This is a genomic window from Ponticaulis sp. (genome assembly GCF_029210165.1).
In the GTDB taxonomy this organism is placed as follows: Bacteria; Pseudomonadota; Alphaproteobacteria; order Caulobacterales; family Hyphomonadaceae; genus Ponticaulis.
This window is the reverse complement of record NZ_JARGNT010000001.1, coordinates 1,661,077-1,681,738: the sequence shown is the minus strand read 5'-3', so window position 1 is coordinate 1,681,738 and position 20,662 is coordinate 1,661,077. Positions and strand designations below refer to the sequence as shown.

At 55.5% G+C, this 20,662-nt stretch carries 19 protein-coding genes; 5 read left to right on the top strand and 14 right to left on the bottom strand.

Annotated elements, in window-relative coordinates:
* Positions 1–16 precede the first annotated feature (16 nt).
* Both P1U45_RS08210 and P1U45_RS08205 read right to left on the bottom strand, forming a co-directional pair.
* Complete coding sequence (locus P1U45_RS08210) at positions 17–1,534, bottom strand: glycosyltransferase family 2 protein (protein WP_301058638.1); 1,518 nt, start codon at positions 1,532–1,534, stop codon at positions 17–19.
* 131 nt (positions 1,535–1,665) lie between these two features.
* Positions 1,666–3,126 carry a S41 family peptidase gene (locus tag P1U45_RS08205; RefSeq protein ID WP_301058637.1) on the bottom strand — a complete coding sequence of 487 codons (1,461 nt, stop codon included), beginning with the start codon at positions 3,124–3,126 and terminating at the stop codon, positions 1,666–1,668.
* A 173-nt stretch (positions 3,127–3,299) separates the two neighbouring features.
* On the opposite strand from P1U45_RS08205, the gene P1U45_RS08200 reads away from it, so the two are divergent.
* Positions 3,300–4,496: a winged helix-turn-helix domain-containing protein gene (locus P1U45_RS08200; RefSeq protein WP_301058636.1), complete on the top strand. Its 1,197-nt coding sequence runs from the start codon at positions 3,300–3,302 to the stop codon at positions 4,494–4,496.
* Positions 4,497–4,562: 66 nt separating this feature from the next.
* On the opposite strand, the gene P1U45_RS08195 is transcribed toward P1U45_RS08200, so the two are convergent.
* The 3 genes from P1U45_RS08195 to P1U45_RS08185 form a co-directional block, all read right to left on the bottom strand.
* Positions 4,563–7,217 carry a pre-peptidase C-terminal domain-containing protein gene (locus P1U45_RS08195; RefSeq protein WP_301058635.1) on the bottom strand — a complete coding sequence of 885 codons (2,655 nt, stop codon included), beginning with the start codon at positions 7,215–7,217 and terminating at the stop codon, positions 4,563–4,565.
* 287 nt (positions 7,218–7,504) lie between these two features.
* The gene (locus P1U45_RS08190; RefSeq protein WP_301058634.1) at positions 7,505–10,327 is read right to left on the bottom strand and encodes a PPC domain-containing protein; all 2,823 of its coding nucleotides are present in this window, start codon (positions 10,325–10,327) and stop codon (positions 7,505–7,507) included.
* A gap of 76 nt (positions 10,328–10,403) precedes the next feature.
* Positions 10,404–11,429, bottom strand: coding sequence for a quinone-dependent dihydroorotate dehydrogenase (locus P1U45_RS08185; RefSeq protein WP_301058633.1), 1,026 nt, complete (start codon positions 11,427–11,429; stop codon positions 10,404–10,406).
* A gap of 113 nt (positions 11,430–11,542) precedes the next feature.
* On the opposite strand from P1U45_RS08185, the gene P1U45_RS08180 reads away from it, so the two are divergent.
* Both P1U45_RS08180 and P1U45_RS08175 read left to right on the top strand, forming a co-directional pair.
* The gene (locus P1U45_RS08180; RefSeq protein WP_301058631.1) at positions 11,543–11,764 is read left to right on the top strand and encodes a DUF2945 domain-containing protein; all 222 of its coding nucleotides are present in this window, start codon (positions 11,543–11,545) and stop codon (positions 11,762–11,764) included.
* A gap of 79 nt (positions 11,765–11,843) precedes the next feature.
* A complete protein-coding gene (locus P1U45_RS08175) occupies positions 11,844–12,461 on the top strand; it encodes a helix-turn-helix transcriptional regulator (RefSeq protein WP_301058630.1) in 618 nt (205 codons plus the stop codon).
* 22 nt (positions 12,462–12,483) lie between these two features.
* Here the strand turns inward: P1U45_RS08175 and P1U45_RS08170 are convergent, their stop codons facing one another.
* Positions 12,484–12,930, bottom strand: coding sequence for a hypothetical protein (locus P1U45_RS08170; RefSeq protein WP_301058628.1), 447 nt, complete (start codon positions 12,928–12,930; stop codon positions 12,484–12,486).
* Positions 12,931–13,007: 77 nt separating this feature from the next.
* A complete protein-coding gene (locus tag P1U45_RS08165) occupies positions 13,008–13,412 on the bottom strand; it encodes a bacteriohemerythrin (RefSeq protein ID WP_301058627.1) in 405 nt (134 codons plus the stop codon).
* A gap of 262 nt (positions 13,413–13,674) precedes the next feature.
* Between P1U45_RS08165 and P1U45_RS08160 the strand changes: the two genes are divergently transcribed.
* Positions 13,675–14,055, top strand: a complete 381-nt coding sequence (locus P1U45_RS08160; protein ID WP_022694443.1) for a MarR family winged helix-turn-helix transcriptional regulator — start codon at positions 13,675–13,677, stop codon at positions 14,053–14,055.
* Between the two features lie 20 nt (positions 14,056–14,075).
* Here P1U45_RS08160 and P1U45_RS08155 read toward each other — a convergent pair whose 3' ends face one another.
* The 6 genes from P1U45_RS08155 to P1U45_RS08130 all read right to left on the bottom strand — a co-directional run bounded on the left by P1U45_RS08155 (position 14,076) and on the right by P1U45_RS08130 (position 18,770).
* Positions 14,076–14,723 (bottom strand): DUF4167 domain-containing protein, encoded by a 648-nt coding sequence (locus P1U45_RS08155; RefSeq protein WP_301058625.1) that lies wholly within the window; start codon positions 14,721–14,723, stop codon positions 14,076–14,078.
* Between the two features lie 168 nt (positions 14,724–14,891).
* Positions 14,892–15,752: a peptide chain release factor N(5)-glutamine methyltransferase gene (gene prmC / locus P1U45_RS08150; RefSeq protein WP_301058624.1), complete on the bottom strand. Its 861-nt coding sequence runs from the start codon at positions 15,750–15,752 to the stop codon at positions 14,892–14,894.
* Positions 15,749–16,516, bottom strand: a complete 768-nt coding sequence (locus P1U45_RS08145; protein ID WP_301058623.1) for an MOSC domain-containing protein — start codon at positions 16,514–16,516, stop codon at positions 15,749–15,751. Before P1U45_RS08145 ends, prmC begins: the two co-directional genes overlap by 4 nt.
* A 2-nt stretch (positions 16,517–16,518) precedes the next feature.
* Positions 16,519–17,595, bottom strand: a complete 1,077-nt coding sequence (gene prfA, locus P1U45_RS08140; RefSeq protein ID WP_293609652.1) for a peptide chain release factor 1 — start codon at positions 17,593–17,595, stop codon at positions 16,519–16,521.
* 72 nt (positions 17,596–17,667) lie between these two features.
* On the bottom strand, positions 17,668–18,324 hold the full coding sequence (locus P1U45_RS08135; protein WP_301058622.1) for a hypothetical protein: 657 nt from the start codon (positions 18,322–18,324) through the stop codon (positions 17,668–17,670).
* Positions 18,324–18,770: an MAPEG family protein gene (locus tag P1U45_RS08130; RefSeq protein ID WP_301058621.1), complete on the bottom strand. Its 447-nt coding sequence runs from the start codon at positions 18,768–18,770 to the stop codon at positions 18,324–18,326. The genes P1U45_RS08135 and P1U45_RS08130 overlap by 1 nt, the downstream gene beginning before the upstream one ends.
* 118 nt (positions 18,771–18,888) lie before the next feature.
* On the opposite strand from P1U45_RS08130, the gene P1U45_RS08125 reads away from it, so the two are divergent.
* Positions 18,889–19,398: a PaaI family thioesterase gene (locus tag P1U45_RS08125; RefSeq protein ID WP_293609649.1), complete on the top strand. Its 510-nt coding sequence runs from the start codon at positions 18,889–18,891 to the stop codon at positions 19,396–19,398.
* Between the two features lie 855 nt (positions 19,399–20,253).
* Here the strand turns inward: P1U45_RS08125 and P1U45_RS08120 are convergent.
* On the bottom strand, positions 20,254–20,628 hold the full coding sequence (locus P1U45_RS08120; protein ID WP_293609648.1) for a DUF983 domain-containing protein: 375 nt from the start codon (positions 20,626–20,628) through the stop codon (positions 20,254–20,256).
* Positions 20,629–20,662 lie beyond the last annotated feature (34 nt).

Here is a 20,662-nt window from a genome sequence, read left to right as displayed (position 1 = left end):
GCCAATTGAGGCGGGTTCAAACCTTGGCGGTGCGAAGCTGCTTGCGGGACAGACTTTTCACGCTGACGCCATGCTGGGTTTTATCCCAATAGAATGGACGGACGATCAGCTCATAAATTGCTTTGCCTGCCGCAACCGTCTGAAGTGGCCAGTAGAACGGGGCCGTGATCAGCGCCCGAATGGCGCCAGCCGATGCCAGTGCGCCGGACATGACGACAGACAGGATATGCACGCTGAAACCTGTCAGACAGAGAATGATCGCTTCAGATGGCGGCGTGAGCCCCGGCAGTACAGCCTGCGCAACAAGCCAGAGCGCGAACGGCCCGTGGAATACCGCTGACAGCACGGAGCCGGACAGCAACAGCACCGCGGAGAGGTAATTCTTCAGCCCCATAACCCTGATGCGCGAGGCTGGTGTGGCACGGAAGAACACACCCGCCGTCTGGATAAAGCCTTTTATCCAACGCGAGCGCTGACCGATCCATTGGCGAAGGCCTATCGGCGCTTCTTCAAATGTCGGCGGAGAGATATGGCCCACGCGATACCCCGCAGCGGCAAAGCGCAGTCCGAGGTCTGCATCTTCTGTCACATTATAAGGATCCCAACCGCCCACCTTCTCAAGCGCCGCGCGATCAAAATGATTGCTCGTCCCACCCAGCATGACTGGCAGACGGAGCGCACTGAGGCCCGGCACGATCAGACCGAAATGGACGCGGTATTCCTGGGTAAACTGGGCCGCAATCCAGCTTTCCCCGCTATTGTGCGGAATGAGCGGCGCCTGCACACAGGCGAGCGGCTTACGCCCCGTCTCTTCGCGCGCATACTGGAACGCCCTCACCGCATCTTTCAGCTGGGTTGAGTGCATCGCATCTTCGGCGTCATAGACGGCGATCATCTGGCCGGTCGCAAGCTTCAGCCCGAAATTGAGGGCACGCGGCTTGGTCTGCACCTCGCCCTCAGGCACGACCAGCACTTTGAAATACGGCCGCAGTTTCAATTGCTCGATTGCCGCCAGCGTTTCAGTGTCGCTTTCCTCCAGAAGGATCAGGATTTCCAGCTGGCGTTTCGGATAGTCGAGCCCTTTCAGCGCCGCGATGAGAGGCCCGATGGCTTCAGGCTCACGGAAGACGGACACGAGCACGCTATAACGCGGCCAGATAAATCGGCGCTTTGCGCTATCACTGGAAAGCGGAGACGCGGTACGCGGCGCGAAGCCAACGCAAAGCAAAAAGCATCGGTAAAAGATCAGCAGGCAAAATGCGGAGAAGGCCAGGGCGCTGACCACTGAGAACAGCCCCATCGGCGCCAATAAAACGCCAACGCCCAGAACTGCCGCGACTTGTTTTGCCAAAGTCATCTGGGCTGCCGTTACGCCTGTCTTGCAGCTGGCTTCAGGATTGGTTTCGAGAAGATCATTTTCTGCGCCGAAACGAAGCCATTCCAGATAGGCGGCATCATAAAGGTCGGCTTCATGCGCGGCATCGCCGGTCCGAAGACCGGCGATCAAACCGTCATTACCCCACCCGTCAGCCATGTCCCCGACAACCCCTCGTTAAGGAATTGTTAGGATTTAACCAGAGTCATCCACAGCGCGTCCAGCTATTTTTTTAAAAATACAACCAGACGCACAACACGAACCACCCTGTTAACTATCGGATTTCGGGTCTAACGCCCTTCCACGAGCGCCAAAGCGGCGTCCAAAACCACATCTCCTTCGCCAAGCACAATCGGAGCCGGAATAGTGATATCCGGCACAACGCCGCGCACGGTTAAATCTCCGTTCGGGCGGATGATGTGCGCTTTGGGAAAGCCGACGCTCACCCCGCTATTTGGCAAAGTGAAGCTCTCCATCGCGCCATAGGTTGTCGCCAGATCGGCGGTTTCCTCGCCAATAATCACGGCGAAACCGTAATCCTGAACCATGGCGGCAAAGGTCACCGCGTTTGAGTAGGAATGACGATCCACCAGCACATAGACCTCGCCCTCAAACTGCTGCCCTTCGCGCGGCTGCACCTCCGGAAACTCAACCTGGAACACCTCACCATAAGGCGTCTCAGCGAACTTCTCCGCATAGATCGCATTCACGCTATCAGTGTCATCCGGATCAAGGCGCGCCGCATTCGCGGCTTCCGCTTCAGGGCTGGAGCGGACATAAAACTCTGATGCAAAGCGGAACGGCTCGTCCGCAAACCAGGCGGCAATCGGATCCGAAAAAGCTGCATCGCCGCCCGGATTGTTACGCACATCCACGATCAGTGCGTCCGCATCCGCCGCGATAAATCTCTCAAAGCCTTCATCCAAGAAAGTGAGATAGCTGTCTGTATTCCAGAGATTCTCCGGATCTTCTGCATTATAGAACGGCCCCGGCTTCAGATAGGCGACGCGATCTGAAAGCATACGCGCCTCGCGAAGCGGGCTCTCTTCGTCCGCCGCATCGCCCGCCTGATTGGCCTGCATATCGGCCCGCGTCAGAGCCGGCAGCGTAACTGTTTCAACGGCGCCCTCGCCGTGCCGACGAACTTCCAGCTCGAAGGCATCAACCGGACCCGTCTCAAGCCAGAGGTAGACCGGCCATGAAAACTCAAGCTGTGTTTCCAGCAGATAGTCGGTGTCCGCAGAAAGGTGACGCCCGAGACGCTCAAGCCAGACTTCAATGCTGACGCCATTGATGGCCACGATCTCATCGCCCTCACTGACCAGATCACTGCCGGAATAATCCTCTCCAATGAAGAAGCGCCCTTCGCTAAAGCGAGGATAGAGCGGAAAGGCCAGCCCGCCCTCGCCGACATACTCCATCCAGATGCTGATAGGGAAATCGACGCGGGCATGGGACACGTCCCCAAATGCCGCGAAGGTCTGAAAGAGGATTTGCGCCTCTTCAGGCGTCATGGGTTCCGTGACGCTGGCATATGCCGCGTCAATGGCCTCGTCATATTCGGCGCGGCTTTTGTTTGCGAACAGGTCTAAATGCCCGCTCTCAAGTCCGTCATAAAGCGCGCGCAAATCTTCGCGCACCTCTTCAACGGGCAAATAGCCTTCGGGTACTGGCGGTTCCTGTTGGCTGCACGCGCCAAGCGCAAACAGCGCGAAACCTGAAGCGATCACAGATTGGCAGATGGATGACATGGAAATCCTCATTATCAATAAAGTCTGCCTGCCGCCTCACACAGAGCTGCCAAATTCCCCATGACGGAGCGCTCCTTTTGTCATGACGAAATCCTGACCATGCTTTCAGCACGCTGCAAAGTCCTCTATTCATACAGACTTTCAGCAATCAGAAGAGTCGGACCGCCAAACGAATGGACAGCCCTGTCGCTACATCGCAGATCATGATCGGGGACTGGCGTTTCGAGCCCGCCCTGCGCACGCTGACGCGCGGTGACGAGGTGGTAACGCTGGAACCGAAGACGGCTGAGCTTCTCACCCTACTCGCCTCAAAACCAGGTGAGGTGTTCACGCGCGACCAGCTGTTTGATGCGATCTGGCAAGGCGTCACCGTCGGCGAAGATACGCTTGCGCGAGCGATCATGAAGCTTCGCAAAGCGCTGGCGGATGATGCCAAAAAAGCCCGCTATATCGAGACCATTCCCAAGGCGGGATACCGGCTGATTGCGCCTGTGTCCCCCGTTGGAGTACCGCGTCGCCGTAAACGCAACCGCTCCTTTGCGCTGCTCGTTGGTGCCCTGGTGGTTGGTATTGTAGGCACAGGCGCGCTCCTCTTCACACAGCAGCCTCAGACCGCGAGTACGGATCAGCCACTCGCACGCGCTGACGATCTTTATTCACGTTTCACCCGCACAGATAATGAAGCGGCTATCTCGCTCTATGAGGAGGTTCTCACCCGTCGGCCCGAAAGCGCAGCCGCCCATGCGGGGCTCGCCAACAGTCTTGTCCAGCGCACCTTCCGCTGGCCCCAGGGCGCAACCGGTGCGGGCTCCGTTCGGGACGCGCACCAGTCCGGCCTGATCGATACACCGCAAGCAACCCGAACGCTGGCACGCGCAGAAGAATTAGCGCTTCGCGCCGTTCGCCTCGCACCGAATGATGGCGGGGCGCTAAAAGCTTTGGGCCTCGTTTACTCAGCTCAGGGCCGGTTTGACGAAGCGATCGAGACATATCAACGCGCGCTAGCGGTTGATGAAAGCGACTGGCGCGTACTGATCAATCTCAGCGAGGCCTACAATATGACAGGCGAGCCGGACATCGCGCTCGAAACGCTGGAACGTGCCTATTCCGGCATGATGACGGCCTATGAAAGCGAGCCACAACGCGTTGCAGACTGGCCGGGCGATATCGCTGTCCTGATTGGTGATTATCATCTGGAAGACGGCGAACGGAACGACGCCGCGCTCTGGTATCGCCGCGCACTGACCCACCGGCCGTTTGACGAAGCCGCAACATCACGACTGGTAAGCGTGCTTTCGGAAACTGGCGATGCAGAAGCAGTTTGTGCAGAATATGAAACGCGCATCGGCCCGCTCCCCGCCTGCAATTAACTCCTGAAAACAGGACACAAAAAAGCCCGCCATAGAGCGGGCTTTTTCTATTTCTGCGGCTATCGCTTAGCGAAGTTCAAAGAAGACTTCGTAAGGCGATACACCTGAACGGTCGACGACGAGGTGCTGGTAAGTCACATCGATGTCGTCCAGAGAGTCGAAGCTTTCCAGCTGACGCTTGCTCTGGTGTTCCAGCAGATAGCTTGTGCGCAGATACTGGCTGAGTTCAATCGCATCGAGCTGACTGTCACCATTGATATCCGCTTCACCTGTCTCCAGCGCAGCGCGGAAGAAGTGAGCCAGATAACCGCCTGCTTCAAACTTCGACGCCACGAGAGACACAACGTCTTCCTCTGAAGAGAAGAGGCCCATACGGCCCGGAGACGAAATCACATCCTTCGCGAAACCACCTGAATAGCAGCTGTCGAGAATGATCAGCGCGCGCTCGACCGGCATGCTGTCGAGCAGCGCATCGAACTGAGTATCCGTCATCGGATTATCATAGAGCTCGATTGTCTCATCCATGCCATCCAGATCGGCTGTTTCGGCAGGACCTCGAATGTCGACGCGGTTACCGTGACCCGAGAAGAAGAAGACGAATGTGTCATCATCATCCATGCGGGCAGACAGGGTCTGGAAGGCCTGACGCAGGTTGGCTTCGGTCGCTTCTTCGTCTGTCAGCAGGATCGCATTGCTCGCATTCATGCCGCCAAAGTCGCGAACCGCATCATGGGCGAGTACAGCGTCCTGAGCCGTGTATGGCAGGTCGTTATAGAAGCTCGGATAGTCAGAGATACCAACAAAGATGCCATAGACTTCGGTGCTGTCACCGCCATAACCGCCGCCATTGTTCGGGATGAGCTGGGAGTTACCCGTGCCATCCGTTACGGAGAGGGTGTAAGCGCCGGTTTCACCTTCAGCGTAAGACGTCGCCGTAATGGTGTAGCGACCGGAAGACGGCGCGCGGAATTCGATGACAGACTGATCGAGCGAGCCGTTATAGTCGTCGTTTTCAAGCGATACGCCACCCGGGCCTGTGAGACGCAGATAGGTGTCGATCGGTCCTGATTCCATGACCACACGAACGTTCTGACCTGCCTGAGCCTGGAAAGAATATGTATCTTCATATTCGCCATACTGGCCGCGGCGGTCGCTGGTCGTCAGCTGGCCGTTCACAGATGCGCCAACATACAGTTCAGATGCGTTGTTGGAGTTTGTGACCGGACGCGAAGACCCGCCGCCAGCGCTGACATTGAGATTGTACCGACCGGTCTCACCTGCTGCGAAAGATGTCGCGATCACAGAATACTCACCTGATGTAGGCAGGGAAATATCAAGACGGCTGTTCGTGCCCATATTCGGCGCATCATCGTTTGCGTCGATAATGCCTTCAGGGCCAACCAGACCAACCCAGGTATCAAACTCGGTCGAAGTCATCTCGATAGAGAGACGCTGACCGGCAGAGCCTGAGAATGGATAGACATCGAAGAATTCGCCGCCTTCCAGCGTTTCGTCGCCGCGTGCGAGCGTGCCTGTTTCGGACAAGCCTGAGAAGCTGCCAGCATATCCGCCGCCAGAGAAGCCACCAGAGCCGCCGCTCTCCATAGAGAGCGCGTAAGAGCCGGTTTCGCCCGGCGCAAAGCTGGTCACGATGACTTCATATGCTCCGCCCTGTGACGCGACCGTCTCAACGCGAGAATGAGACAGAGAGCCTTCCCAATCATCGTTCTCGATCTGCTCGCCATCTGGCGTTACGAGAATAATGTACGGGTCGAACTGGTCAGATGTGAGATCAACAATGATGTTCTCGCCAGCAGACGCATTCAGCGTGTAACGGTCGAGAAACTCACCAGACTGAAGCTGTTCATCACCGGAAGAAAGCGAGCCTGTAGAGCCAGAGCTGTTGCCACCGCCATAGCCGGGCTGCCCGCCGCCATAACCGCCACCAGAGCCGTTGAAAGACAGCGAGTATGCGCCCGTTTCACCCGGCGCAAAGCTCGTCACCTGCACCATGTAAGTACCGCCATTTGCGGCCGTCGCATCAATGTGAGACCGCGACAGGCTGCCCTGATAATCATCATTATCAAGCTGCTCGCCATCCGGTGTCTGCACGATCAGATACGGGTCGAAGTCGTTAGACGTCAGGTCGATGGATACTGCCTCGCCCGGGCCGGCTGTAAATTCGTAGCGGTCGGAATACTCACCGCTAGTGAGTGTCTGGTCGCCCGGTGCGAGTGTGCCAGTCGCACCCTGCGCTGCGCCGCCATCATAACCACCGCCATAGCCGCCACCGTAACCGGCGCCTGCGTCGTATTCGAGGGTGTAGCCACCGGTTTCACCTGGCGCGAAGCTGGTGACCAGCACTTCATACGTGCCGTTGCCCGGGGCGACCGTTTCAACACGAGACTGGGAGAGTGAGCCCTCCCAGTCATCGTTTTCGATTTGCTCGCCGCTTGGCGTGATGAGAATGAGATACGTGTCGAACTGCGTCGACGTCAGATCAACTGTGATCTGGTCGCCCGCATTCGCCGTGAATGTATAGCTGTCCTGATACTCACCGGACTGGAGCTGCTCATCCCCTGCAGCCAGATTGCCCGTGAATGTGTCACCCTTGGCGACCTGTGCAATCGCGAAACCGGAGAACCCGATTGCGATAGCAGATGCGACGGCAACAGCGCTGGTTGAGCGCTTCAGCGTAGATAGTTTTGATCCCTTGAACATGACGTCCCCTCGTATTGCGTTTACCCCTGATGATCAGCTGTAAAACGGACTAGTGGCCTTCCCTTTCAAGCACTGTGTCGTCCAGCCAAACACCTGCGATCTAGGTATTGACAGTAGGAATAGTCACATAAACCTAACCTGAACGAAATGTAATTTTCGAAAAAATCTATAGAAACCACCGAAAATTCATGACGCTAACGCCAATAAAAAAGCCCACCTGCTATTTACAGACGGGCTTTATGAAGCAGAGGACTAAGAACTTAGTCCCGTTATGATTTCACGTCAGATCAGCTGCGACGGAACAGGAGGTAATCGCCTGTTTCTTCCGGATCATAGCTGGTCACGATGACCATATACTCACCGGCCTGATCAGTTGTCATCGTGATGTGAGAATGATCTAGCGAGCCGTTATAGTCGTCGTTTTCTGTCCATGTGCCATCCGGAGATACAACGATCAGATACGTGTCGAATCCAGCCGAGAACAGATCGAATGCGACCTCTTCACCAGCCCCGGCTTCGAATGAATACACGTCGCGATATTCACCGTTTTCGTGCAGAGCATCGCCATCTTCCAGCACCCCATTGATTGAGTCACCGGAACCGATTTCGGCTTCTGCTTCCAGCTCGCCGCCCATTACCGGGCCGTCTTCCTGGCTGTATTCAACCGTGTACGAACCGGTTTCACCCTCGCCGAAGCTGCGAACCAGAACAGTATATGTACCCGGTACACGGACACGCTGTTCTACATGCGAATGGCCAAGGCCCGTATAGTCGTCATTTTCAAGCGTTTCACCATCCGGCGCGATCACTGTCAGATAAGTGTCGAACTCGGCAGAGCGGAGATCAACAACCAGATCCTGACCAACTTCAGCGTCGATCTCATAGCTGTCCTGATACTGGCCTTCTTCAGCCAGATCATCGCCTTCAGCCAGCTCGCCAGTGAAGAAGTCGCGTGGATTGTCCTCATCGATCATGAAGGACAGTTCGTAATCACCATACTCACCTGCTGAGTAAGCTGACGCTGTGATGGTGTACTCACCGCCAGCGAACGCTGTCAGTTCCACGCGGGAATGAGACAGGCTGCCCTCAAAGTCGTCATTGAACGTCTCGGAACCATCCGGACCACGAACCATCAGGAAAGTATCAAAATCGATGGAGTTCATGTCGACGGTCAGGAAAGCACCCGCCGGAACATCCAGCGTGTACTCATCCATGTAAGAGCCGTCTTCACCGGTCGCGTCCGTAATGGAAAGCTCAGCTTCGAGGGAGCCCTCGTCACCATCGAGTTCCACCGCCGGACCGCCGATTGGCTCGTCGCTTACAGCATAGCTGATTGCGTAGCTCCCAGCTTCGCCAGAGCCGAATGTTGAGGCGGTAACCGTGTAGACACCACTTTCAGGCGCTTCAAATGCGACGCGCGAGTCAAAGCTGCCGCCGAAATCATCATTGACGAACTCTTCGCCAGATGGTGTCGCCACCGTCAGATAGCTGTCAAACGCATCAGAGCGCTGGAACAGCTGGAAGGTTTCACCTTCGACAAGCTCGATCTCGTAGAGATCATACAGCGTCCCGTCTTCATTGATGCCATCGCCAAGCGTCAGCATGCCTTCAACGTCACCACCATCGCGAGAGAGCGTCGTCGCCGGACCGGCTTCGATCTCATCAGACACCTGATAGCTGAACGCATAATCGCCTGCTTCACCAGCGCCATAGCTGGTGGCAACGATTGTGTATGTGCCCGCTGTTTCAGCGACAGTCATGATCGCCGCATTCAGTTCGCCGGCAAAATCGTCATTCTCAATGTCATAACCTTGTGGTGTGGTGACACGCAGGAATGGGTCAAACTGTTCAGAGTTCAGGCGCAGGATCAGCGTTTCGCCTTCAGCCACTTCAAGCTGATACACATCCTGCAGCGCGCCGGAGAGGTGAACACCATCGCCGAGTTCCAGGCGGCCATAGACTTCACCAGCACCCGGTTCGAGGGTTTCAGGCGAACCCGCGAATGGCTCATCGCTTGTGCGATAATCCATCGTGTAGGCGCCCAGGCCGTCCATGCCGAAGGCACCGACCTCAATCATATAAATGCCTGTCTCTTCCGCCAGCATCATCAGGCCGGAATTCAGAGAGTCACCGAAATCATCGTTGAACATCTCTTCGCCGGAAGGAGACGTGATGGTGAGAACCGTATCGAAATCGTCCGAGTCGAGGCGCACCATCATGGATGTGCCCTGCTGTAGTGATATTTCGTAAAGATCGACAACGCTGCCGTTTGGCATCATGCCGTCATCTTCAGACAGCTCGCCCTCAACAACATCGCTTGTGTAGACCAGAACCTCAGGCACACCGCCGAAAGGTGTGTCGCTGACCTGATAGTCCAGCGCGTAAGCACCCGTCTCACCTTCGCCAAAGCTGGTAACGACAAACTCGTATGTACCGCTCTCTTCTGCCTGCATCATCAGGCCGGAATTCACACCCATGCCGTAATCGTCATTGACGTATTCTTCGCCGGACGGCGAGATCAGTGCGATGAGTGTATCGAACTCGTCAGACGAAACGCTGAAGAAGATGTGTTCGCCTTCTTCAATCTCGACTTCATATGTGTCGAAGAAAGACCCGTGTTCGTTGAAGCCGTCACCCATAGTGAGTTCGCCGGAGATGGTCTCGCCACCTGCCGCGATCTCCACTGCCGGACCGCCCTCATTCAATTCTATTGTGTTGTATTCAAGCGTGTACTCGCCCGCACCGTCCGTATCGTAGGAAGAGACAATGGCGATAAAGGTGCCGGTCTCTTCCGTGTTGAACATGACGCGTGAGTTAAAGCTCATGCCGTAGTCATCGTTCTCCAGGAGTTCACCGGATGGCGTGACCAGCGTGAGGTAAGTGTCGAAATCGTCTGATACGAGATCGACATAGAGCATGCCGGCGCTCGTCACTTCGAATTCGTAACGGTCGGAATATCCGCCTGCATCTGTAGTGGCGTCGCCGTCTGCCAGCGTGCCTGTTACAGTTTCAGCGTAAGCGGCGCCTGCCATACCCATAGCCAGAAGCGCTGCAGCAGCTGTCTGGCACGTCAGGCGCGCCGCGAGTGATTTTGAAAGTGATCCGAGCATGTGTTCCCCTCGATCTGAGTTCCGTGATCATCGGGGTAAACGACATAAAAGGCAAAATTTAGCCTTCAGCTGCAGATTAACTGCGATATCCCACCAAGCCCCGATTGATGTCCGACACCATATCGACACCAAGATAAACCAGAGCTGAATAAACCTGAACGGCGTGCGCTCCGGCACTTAATTTTTTGTAAGCCTGTTCAGCAGAGCTAATTCCGCCCGCTCCAATCAGGTCAAAACGCCCTTCAAGGCGGTCTGCAAAGGCACGAAGAATTTTCGTCGATAATTCAAAGAGCGGCGCACCCGACAGTCCGCCCATCTCGCCCTTATGAACACTTTGAAGCGAATTTGGGCGTTCCAGCGTCGTGTTAGAAATAATCAAACCGGATAGCCAGCTGCCCGCCGTCTCCACCACGCCTACAATGTCGTCGATTGCGGTTTCATCGAGGTCTGGCGCAAGCTTCAGGAAAACTGGACGTGAGACCTTGTCTGCCTCGGCCGCAGCAGAGGCCGCCTCACCGCATCGGGTCAGAAGATCTGTCAGGGATGCTTTATCCTGAAGGCCGCGTAATCCTGGCGTGTTTGGCGAGGAAATGTTGATGGTCACATAGTCGCAATGCGCCCAAACGGCTTTCACGCCGGTCTCATAATCGGCAATCTTGTCTTCGCTGACCTTGTTCGCGCCGACATTCGCGCCGAGCTTGGCCTGCCCGCGATACTTTTTCAGATTGGCAACGAAGACATCCAGCCCGTCATTGTTAAAGCCCATCCGGTTGATCACCGCGCGGTCTTCGGTCAGGCGAAACAGGCGTGGTCGCGGATTGCCCGGCTGGGGCTGCGGCGTAACCGTTCCACATTCGACAAAGCCGAACCCGAAGCCGGACATGGCGCTTGGTACTTCGGCGTTTTTATCGAAACCGGCAGCAAGACCGAGCGGTGAATTCAGTTCCAGACCGGATTTAGGAAGCACTGTCTTGAGCGATGGATCAAGCTTAGGCGCCCCCTTCGGTCCGAAGCCGGCTTTGAGCGCTTTGATCGTCATGCGGTGCGCGGTTTCCGGTTCAAATTTCGTCAGAACCGACTGGCCCAGTTTATAGATCGACATGGAGCGCCCTTCCGCATGAATCGCCATTTTCACGCGCCTAGTTAGCGCGTCCGAAGGCTCTAGGGAACCATGGTCGCGAACCGCTTGTTTCCTTTTCATCGAAAGGAAGACATATGACCACGAAGAACGGTTATTCAGTCGGCGACAGAGTGGAATGGGATTGGGGAAACGGCACCGCCTCCGGTGAAGTGCAAAAAGTTTACACCCAAAAACGAACACTGAAGATCAAAGGCGAAGAGGTCACCCGCGATGCCAGCGAAGACTGCCCTGCCTACCGAATTGAGACCGAAGCCTCAGAGGTCCTCAAAAGCCATTCGGAAGTTCGTAAGGCATAGCATACCGAACATACTAAAATAGGTAGACATTCCTATATCATGTGGTAATTATCGGAAAACATACCCATAGGAGGTGGGCATGCGACATTCCGATATGTGGAAAGGCCTCGATCTTCTTGCCGAGCGTCATGGTCTTTCAGCCTCAGGCCTTGCCCGCGCTGCCGGTCTCGACCCGACATCATTCAACAAATCCAAGCGCGTTTCACGCGATGGCAAAGCCCGCTGGCCCTCAACGGAAAGCGTCTCGCGCGCACTCGAGGCTGTAGGCTCCACCTTTGAAGAGTTTGCTGATCTGGTTGAAGGCCGCCCGGGGCGTTCTGTCCCGCTCATAGGTCTCGCGCAGGCCGGCAATGACGGATATTTCGATGATTCAGGGTTTCCTGTCGGGCAAGGCTGGGAGGCGATCCGCTTTCCGGGGCTGACAGATGAAGCTGTCTACGCGCTCGAAATCACTGGCGACTCTATGGAGCCCATCTTCCGCGAAGGCGACCGTGTTATCGTAGCACCGGGCGCGCAGGTGCGCCGCGGCGACCGCGTTGTCGCCAAAACCGTTCAGGGCGAAATTCTGGCTAAAACGCTGGGCCGCACGACCGAAGACACGGTGGAGCTGATTTCGGCCAACCCTGCCTATCCGGTTCGCAAGGAAGCCCGCGCAGCGATCCGCTGGATGGCCCGTATCCTGTGGGCCAGCCAGTAAGATCAGAAATCACACCAACGGATCAGGCGAAGACTTCCGCATCCACCTCTCTCGGTCGGTGCGGAAGCATTTTATGATAGACGAACGCTTTCCAGATCCCGCGCCCCAAGAAGAACGGACCGATCAGATTGATCCAGCCAGGATTGGCGAACTGTCCATCCATGAGCGCCAGAACGAACTCGGCCCAATTCAGAATAAAGAAGATCATGCCCAGAATCAGCGCGACGCGCGATTTCATGAACCAGCCGAAAAAGCCAAGCGCAGCCGCAACAGCGATGTAGAGGCCAAGCGTCACCTGCAGATAAATCTCTTCACCGGGAGGCGTATCGACCATATTAACGTTGAAGAACATCAGCCCAAGCTGCAGCGCAGCGAGCCCGGCCAGCAGCCATAGCATGACCGCGCCGCCCTTCACGGCTTTTCGCGCGATCAGAAATCCTGTTTCATCGAACGTCTGAGTGTTTTCCATGGCAAATCCCTCCCCGCCATTCAGGAGGGCAGATCATCAGCACGGGCCAGAAAACACAAGCTTAAATTGATCTAACCCTAGCTTGCCAGTTTCTGCGCGTTCGGGCCGTACTGCATATCAATGCCTTTGATGTGCGCCGTCAGCCAATGCTTCAGAAAGAAGAAGAACCCGTCGTCCAGCTTACCATGGCTGGCATGGGCCGCTTCCGCATAACCCGTGAACTTCTTCAGAAGGTCTTCATGGATGAGTTTATGCGTTCTGAACTTCGGATAGCCGGAGCGCTCCATAAAGTCTTCCTCATCCTTGAAATGCTGAACCGTTGCCGCGCCAAGCGCATCGAGAATATCGAGGACTTCCTTACCGGTTTTTCCGGCGTCCCGTGCATCGTGTAGACGGTTCATGAGGTCCAGCAGCCCCTGATGTTCGCGGTTCATCTGATCGACACCAACATCCAGGCTCGCATCCCAGTTCATAATGGTCATTACAGGTCTCCAACAGCAAAATCTGCGAATACCCATACAAATACACCGGTTAATATCCTGTACGCTTTTATTCATCATTTTCGCGCTATTGAAGAAAAAAAGAGAGAAACGGCTGAAAATTTATTTGCCAGCATTCACGGGCCTTCCGCGCCTCTGCGCGAGAGATTTCCACAGCCCATTAACGAATCGTTAATCCGGTGGCTTGCCTGATTCTGCGAATACGTCGAGTCTTTCTTCACTCACGAATAAAGGACCACCCCCAATGGCCCGCATAAGCACGCAAAATGCACTCGAAATCTGGTGTGATGTCACCTCTCAGGTGGTCAGTGGCGACTGGCCCGACCTGACGCTCCGCCAGCAGGCAATCCTGATGCAGGTATACCTGAAGCCACAACCTCACACAGTCCGCGGCCTCGCCCGCACACTGAACATCACAAAGCCGGCTGTTACACGCGCGATCGACGCCCTGTCAGCTCTGGATCTGGTAAAGCGGAAAAAAGACCCATCCGACCTGCGTAATGTTCTGATCCAGCGCACAGTGAAGGGATCGGTATTCCTCAGCGAGTTCTCGGAACTCTTCATCAAGGAAGCGTCGGAACGCGGCCTGATCAGTGAGGAAGATACAGAAAAGGCGGCCGCTTAGGACCGCCTTTCTTAATTGGCTTAGCTGTCGACAGCTTCGACACTGTCTGTGTCGAGATCACTGGCAGGCGTACGCGCCATCATAGCGCGAAGGCCGGCATCATCATCAGAACCATTGTCATCCGATGCTTTAGCGTTGCCCGCTTCATCGTCATTGCGACGGCGGCGCGCTGGACGGCGGCGACGCGTTTCCTTGCGCTCACCTTCATCAGACTCTGAGTCAGAAGACGCTTCTTCGGCCTGATCGTCATCGCTGTCGCCATCAACAACCTTCATCTCGTCGACATTGTTATTGTCGCGGTCACGATTGCGGTCGTTGCGGTTATTGCGGCGGTTGCGGCCCTGATTGCGATCCTGACGCTCTGAAGTTTCGCCAGACTGATCGTCAGCGCTCGCTTCATTGTCCTGATCGTCTCCATCCTGATCGTCCTGCGGAGGACGCTCTTTCGGCTGGTTCGCCATCATAATGCGGAAATAGTGTTCCGCGTGCTGGAAGTAAGCTTCCGCATTAATTCGATCGCCAGAGGTTTGAGCATCCCGGGCATACTGGAGATATTTGTCGTAAATCTGGTTGGCGTTACCACGAATTTTTACGTCCGGTCCATTGCTCTCATATGAACGATTGGCCGGATTGCTTGGCTTACGCCCACGCCCACTTCGGCGTTTCATATATCCATCCTGCGTCTGCTGATAGCCAGTAGCTAACTACTAGAAATGACAGCCCTTCGTTCAGTGCATCAGTTTCAACGAATCTGAAGGGGAGCCCCGACTTAAACCAGTCAACTGGTTCGCGTACTTCTGCCTAGCGTCAATCTGCGATTCCGCCAAGCCCTTTTTTCACTGTTTTCTTCCGAGTACCACACGATCATGCCCTGAAAAGTCTTTCAGAATGGTCAATTCCGCAAAACCATGCCCACCCAGCAGTTTCTCAACGGCTTTTCCCTGATCATAGCCGATTTCAAAGGCAAGCCATGCCGCAGCGTTCAAACTGTCATCACAAAGGCTTGTGATCGCACGATAGGCATCAAGGCCATCTTCGCCACCATCAAGCGCCAGATGAGGGTCATGATTGAGCACTTCCGGGTCGAGCGCCTTCATGACGTCAGAGACGATATAGGGCGGATTAGATATAACGATGTCGGCCTCAGAGATCGCTTCGCGCCCGACCTCCCAGCTGCCCTTAAGCAAGGTCACACGCTCCTGAACGCCCACACGGACGGCATTCTCGCGCGCCAGGCTCAACGCATCAGGGCTCAGGTCGATAGCTGTTCCCGTCCACCGGGGACGATAGTGCAGAAAGCTTTGTAGAAGACAGCCCGTGCCAGTGCCAAGATCGACAACGCTTCCCTGCTCTACACCCTCAGTCAGAGACAACGCCGCTTCCACCAGCCTTTCACTGTCCGAGCGCGGCGCCAAAGCGCGCTCGTCGGCGAGAAAGCTCAGGCCCATAAAGTCGACATGCCCGATGATGAGCGACACCGGTTCGCGGTTCTTACGGCGCTCAATCATCTTATCGAACAGGGCAGCCAGCGTATCATCTACGACGTCCTGCTCACGCATAATAAAGTCGGATGAAGAGATGCCCGCCGCCTCGAACAGCAAAAACTTTGCGTCCTCGCGCGCGCCATCAATACCAGCCGCATCTAGCTGCGATGCGCCCCTTTGAAGAAGCCCCCGATACGTCAGCTCAGCGCTCACGCCCGCTCCAGCCGGTCACCAACACGTACAATGCCAGTTTTGGCGACATGCGCATAAAGCCCGAGCGTGTCGCGCCCGAAATGCTTGTGCAGCAGCGGCACAGTATCAAGATCATAGCCTTGCCCATCCGGGCTGGCATGTGTCGCCTTACAACGAACAGTCGGCTTGAAGACGCGAAGCTTTGCTTCGCCAAGCTTCAGAATATCGCCCTCTGCCCATTCGTCTTCTTCCCAGGCAGACAGCCCGTCAAAGACCAGATTCATGCGAAAGCGGGAAGCTTCGACCTCGCGGCCAAACGCCTGCGACACCGCATCAACGCTCGCCAGATTGAGAAGTGAAACATGGCCAAGATGATGATCTGAGAACCGGAACGCACCCGGCGCTTCCAGAACCTTTAGCGGCCCGGGAAAGGCCTCACCGAAACTCGAGGCCAGATAATCTGCCAGCCCATCGCGCCCGGCTGCGTCACCAAGACTGAACGCGCGAGTCTCGCCCGCCTCATCCGTGATGTGAAACTGACCGCTCGCCTCATCAAAACGCGTTTGAAGCTTGGAAACCACCGCGCTGCGCGCCAGCACAGTGAACTTCATCTTGCTGACATGCTCAGGCGCGTCCGGATCGAACCCTGATGGGCCATTCTCAATCGCGTAGACGCGATCTGCGGGAAAGCCTTCGCCCTCGGTCAGAGTAACAGCATCCACCGCTTCGGGGGTGAAGCCCTTCACCGGATGGCGGTAAATCGCTGCAAGCCGCCCTGCCGACATGATCAGCCTTCAGCTTCCATATCTGCGAGCTTGGCAGCCTGATCTTCTGCAAGCAGTGCGTTGATCACATCGCCAAGGTCATCACCCGCCAGAACGGTGTCCATTTTGTGCAGGGTAAGTTTGATGCGGTGATCGGACACGCGGTTTTCCGGGAAGTTATAGGTGCGAATTTTCTCCGAACGGTCACCAGACCCGACCTGAGACTTACGCGCTTCAGAGCGCGCAGCGTCTTTCTCTTCGCGCTCTTTCTCGTAGAGACGAACTTTAAGAACTTCCATCGCCTTGGCACGGTTCGCGTGCTGGGACTTCTCAGATGAGGTCACAACGATGCCGGTTGGAAGGTGGGTGATCCGGACAGCAGAGTCAGTCGTGTTAACGTGCTGACCGCCCGCGCCGGACGCGCGCATCGTATCGATGCGAATGTCTTCCTGTTTGACTTCAATTTCGACATTCTCTGGCGCAGGCAGAACCGCGACAGTCGCCGCAGACGTGTGAATACGGCCACCGCTTTCAGTCTTCGGAACCCGCTGCACGCGATGCACACCGGATTCAAACTTCAGCTTACCGAACACGCCATCGCCTTCGATTTCCGCGATGATTTCCTTATAGCCGCCCGCATCACCCTCAGACGCAGAGATGACATTCATCTTCCAGCCCTGAAGCTGGGCATAGCGTTGGTACATGCGGAAAAGATCGCCAGCGAACAGCGCAGCTTCATCACCACCCGTACCGGCGCGCACTTCGAGCACCGCGTTGGCGTCATCATCCTGATCTTTCGGCAGAAGCAGGATCTGAACTTCATTCTCGAGATCGGGGATCGACTCTTTCAGCGCGTAATATTCCTCGCGCGCGAGCTCTGCCATGTCGGGGTCATCGCCCTCCATCATGGTTTCGGCTTCTTCGTAGTCGGCGCGGGCCTGCGCAAGTTCTTTCGCCTTCTCGGCAACAGGGCGCAGTTCGGCATGCTCTTTCGACAGCGCAACAATCTCGTCCGGATCGGACACCGCACCCATACGGGCTTCGACTTCCTCAAAGCGGTCGATTACCTGTTCGAGGCGGTGCGCTGGAATAGTGGCCATTGTCTGATGATCTCCTGGAAGACGCCTGAGATAATCGAAGTCTGCCCGAATGAACAGAGGGCAGCGTGAGTTTCAGCCCTCTACATAGCTGGCTGGCGGCTCGGGCAGAAGCTGCATCGGCGAGAGTGTATCCGCATCTATGCGTAGCTCCACCTGTTCTACCTCTTTCACTTTGGCGCTGCGATAGCGGATATGATGCCAGACGGCCTCGCCCTCGGAATTCAGAAAATCGCGCAAAGAGAAAGACAGGCACGGAAACGCCTTCGAACTGAAATCATTGGCAAACAGAACGAGCGTCTGGCCGCTTTCCAGCTCCATCAACAAGATGTCTGATTGCTCACCGCTTCGTTCAACGCGCATGACAGAGCGTGCATCCACTTGCGCGATCCGGACGCAACCAGCCTCGATCGCCGTTTCGAATTTGCGCTGATGGAGACGGGACTCGCCTATCATGTCCTTGCTGATCCAGGCGATCAGCAGAACGCCAAACCCGCCCCAGAACAGGTAAAGCCAGATATCAATGCCGTGCGAGACGGCGATAGAAATCCAGCACATCACAGCAACCAGCACCGCAATGACAGGCAATCTGATCAGCCGGTGAAAGTGCATTTTCAGCACCGACCGCGATACCCTGAGAAGGTGCCTCAGATAGCGCAGCTCCGAAGCGGTCGCTGCGCGGTCTGTTGGTGTGAGGAATACAGGATCAGGCTGAAATGCGTCTTGTGTCATCAGCCGAGGAATATGCGCAGAATCTCTCGCACCACAATGACAATCAGACAGATTGTTGAAAGCGTGAAGACGAGGAACCGCGACACGACATGATTAACCGTGCACTGGATCAGAGAATGCACAACACGCAGCACGACATAGCCCCACAATAGCGCGACATTCACGCTGTCATGGCCCCCGCCAAGAGACAGGAAAAATGCCAGCGCATAGAAGATCACAGGCTGTTCCAGCAGGTGATTGTAATTGTCTGCTTTGAAGGCGACTGAATCCGGCAGGGCATTGGCAAGCTTGCCCGTGCGTTGCCCGTCCTGCGGATCAATTCCGGCTTTGCTCATGGCCGGAATGCGCGTGGCATACATCCAGATCCAGATAATCAGCGTCCATGTAATCAACGCCAATACCGGCAGTAATGCTGCGCTATTCAGGCTTTCCATCGTTGTAGGCATGTCTCTCTCCCGTTGTTTTTCTGGCACCTTATCTCAACCGACACACAAACCTAGTTGAAATGTCGAAACGAGTATGGTTAACCTGAATACAACCTTAACGTGTATTTTGGAGACTTGGATGGCGGATACTGCAACACTCAGCGAAAATGCCAATGCCCCGCAGCCCGAAAACTGGGGACTAACGGCTGTGCGCACAGCCCTTCAGCCGGAAGGGCGCACGCGTGATTTACCGTTCATGAGGACGGCTGGCCTTTCAGAAACACTGGAGCTGATCGACACTGGGCCGGGATATCTCACCCTCGCCTGGCGGGCAGAAGCGCCTCTCGACAGCTATGACGGCATCATTCAGGGCGGCATGCAGACTGTCGTGGCGGATGTCGCGCAGGGACACGCCTTCTCTACGCTGCTGGAGGAACCACGCGGCTTTTCAACCGTTGATTTATCATCGCGCTACCTACGTCCGATGCCATCCGGGCAGACCTATACGGTGGAAACGAAGGTGACGGAAAAGACCCGTCGGACAGCGCTGATAGAGACAACAATCAGACGTTCGGATGGCAAACCCGTCAGCCACTTCCTCGGAAGCTGGCAGATCGTTCAACGCGATTTCAAACTGAAATCCGCCTGAAGTTTTCGCTCAACTGTGCCAGCCTCTCTAAAGGCTGGCAGCTTTTTATGGGGCACGCTGGACCCGCTCTCTTAATTGTCAGAGACTGCATGAACTTACCAGAAGGTTTGGCCGTCAGCTTAGACTAGGAGCTTGACCGGCTGTTCGAATAGCAGAGTGATGGATACATAATCAAAATGCCGAAGTTATTGGGATTAATTCTATCGCTGACGCTTATCGGACTAGCGAGTTGTTCGGCAGATCAAAACAATGCTCAACCGGATATGCAGCAAACTGAGGAACCGACTACCAATGTCTGGTATGTGGACTGTCAGGAAAATTGCGGGGAGGCTTTTGTGGCGGTAGACCTGCAAAACCTTCGAGTCACCTTTGAAGACTTCAGCGCTCCGCTCGAACCCTGTTCCGATGACGAGTATTTCTGCTTTTCGGGCGCAATACCATTTTCCATTCCCTGGCAGTGCACAGATAGCGTAGAAGACTGTGAGCCGCACAGTTGGGAGCGCGGAGGCGCATATTTTGAGCTGTCCCACACTGCTGAACTTTCTCAATGTAGCAACGGTGAACTTTTGACGCGCATTTCATCTTATTACCCACCACTCAGATCGAGAACAGACTATTATTTGTCGAATGCGTTTGGCGTTGAGAGAATGGTCCGGAACAGTGTTCGGTGCGATGATTTTGAAGCGTGCGGTGATGTTGGGACATCTGTCTACAGCGCATGCGAGTTGGGGAACTCCATCCCAGCAGGATAGCCTTCGTTGATGCTCGTCTCAATTTTTCAAATACAAAATGGCACCGGACTTCTACTTTGTGGAGCGCGCTCAGGGCATCAGACGGTTCGAGGACCGACGCCCGCTAGTCGTCGCCGTGATCGAGTTCGGCTTCCTTCGCCTTGTTCGCCACCTGCAGCGCCATCATCAGAGATTTGGCCTTTGGAAGCATGATCAGGCTTGCAACGATCGTAACGACGGTCAGCACAAACATCAGAAACAGTTTCAGAGCCAGACCGATATTCGCCATCGGAATGATAAATCCGAATGGTGCGAAAATGATCAGTACGATGAAGCCAACGAAGAAGGCCGGCCCATCAGCTGTGTCAGAGCTCAAAAAGTCCTGACCGCATGCCTCGCAGTTCGGCTTGAATTTGAGGTAGCCCCGGAACACACGGCCCTGGCCACAATTCGGGCAGCGCTCTGCTAGGCCTGCCGAGATAGGGGAAACTCTTGTCATATCGGTCAGATGACGCCTTGGCTTTCAAAGGTCA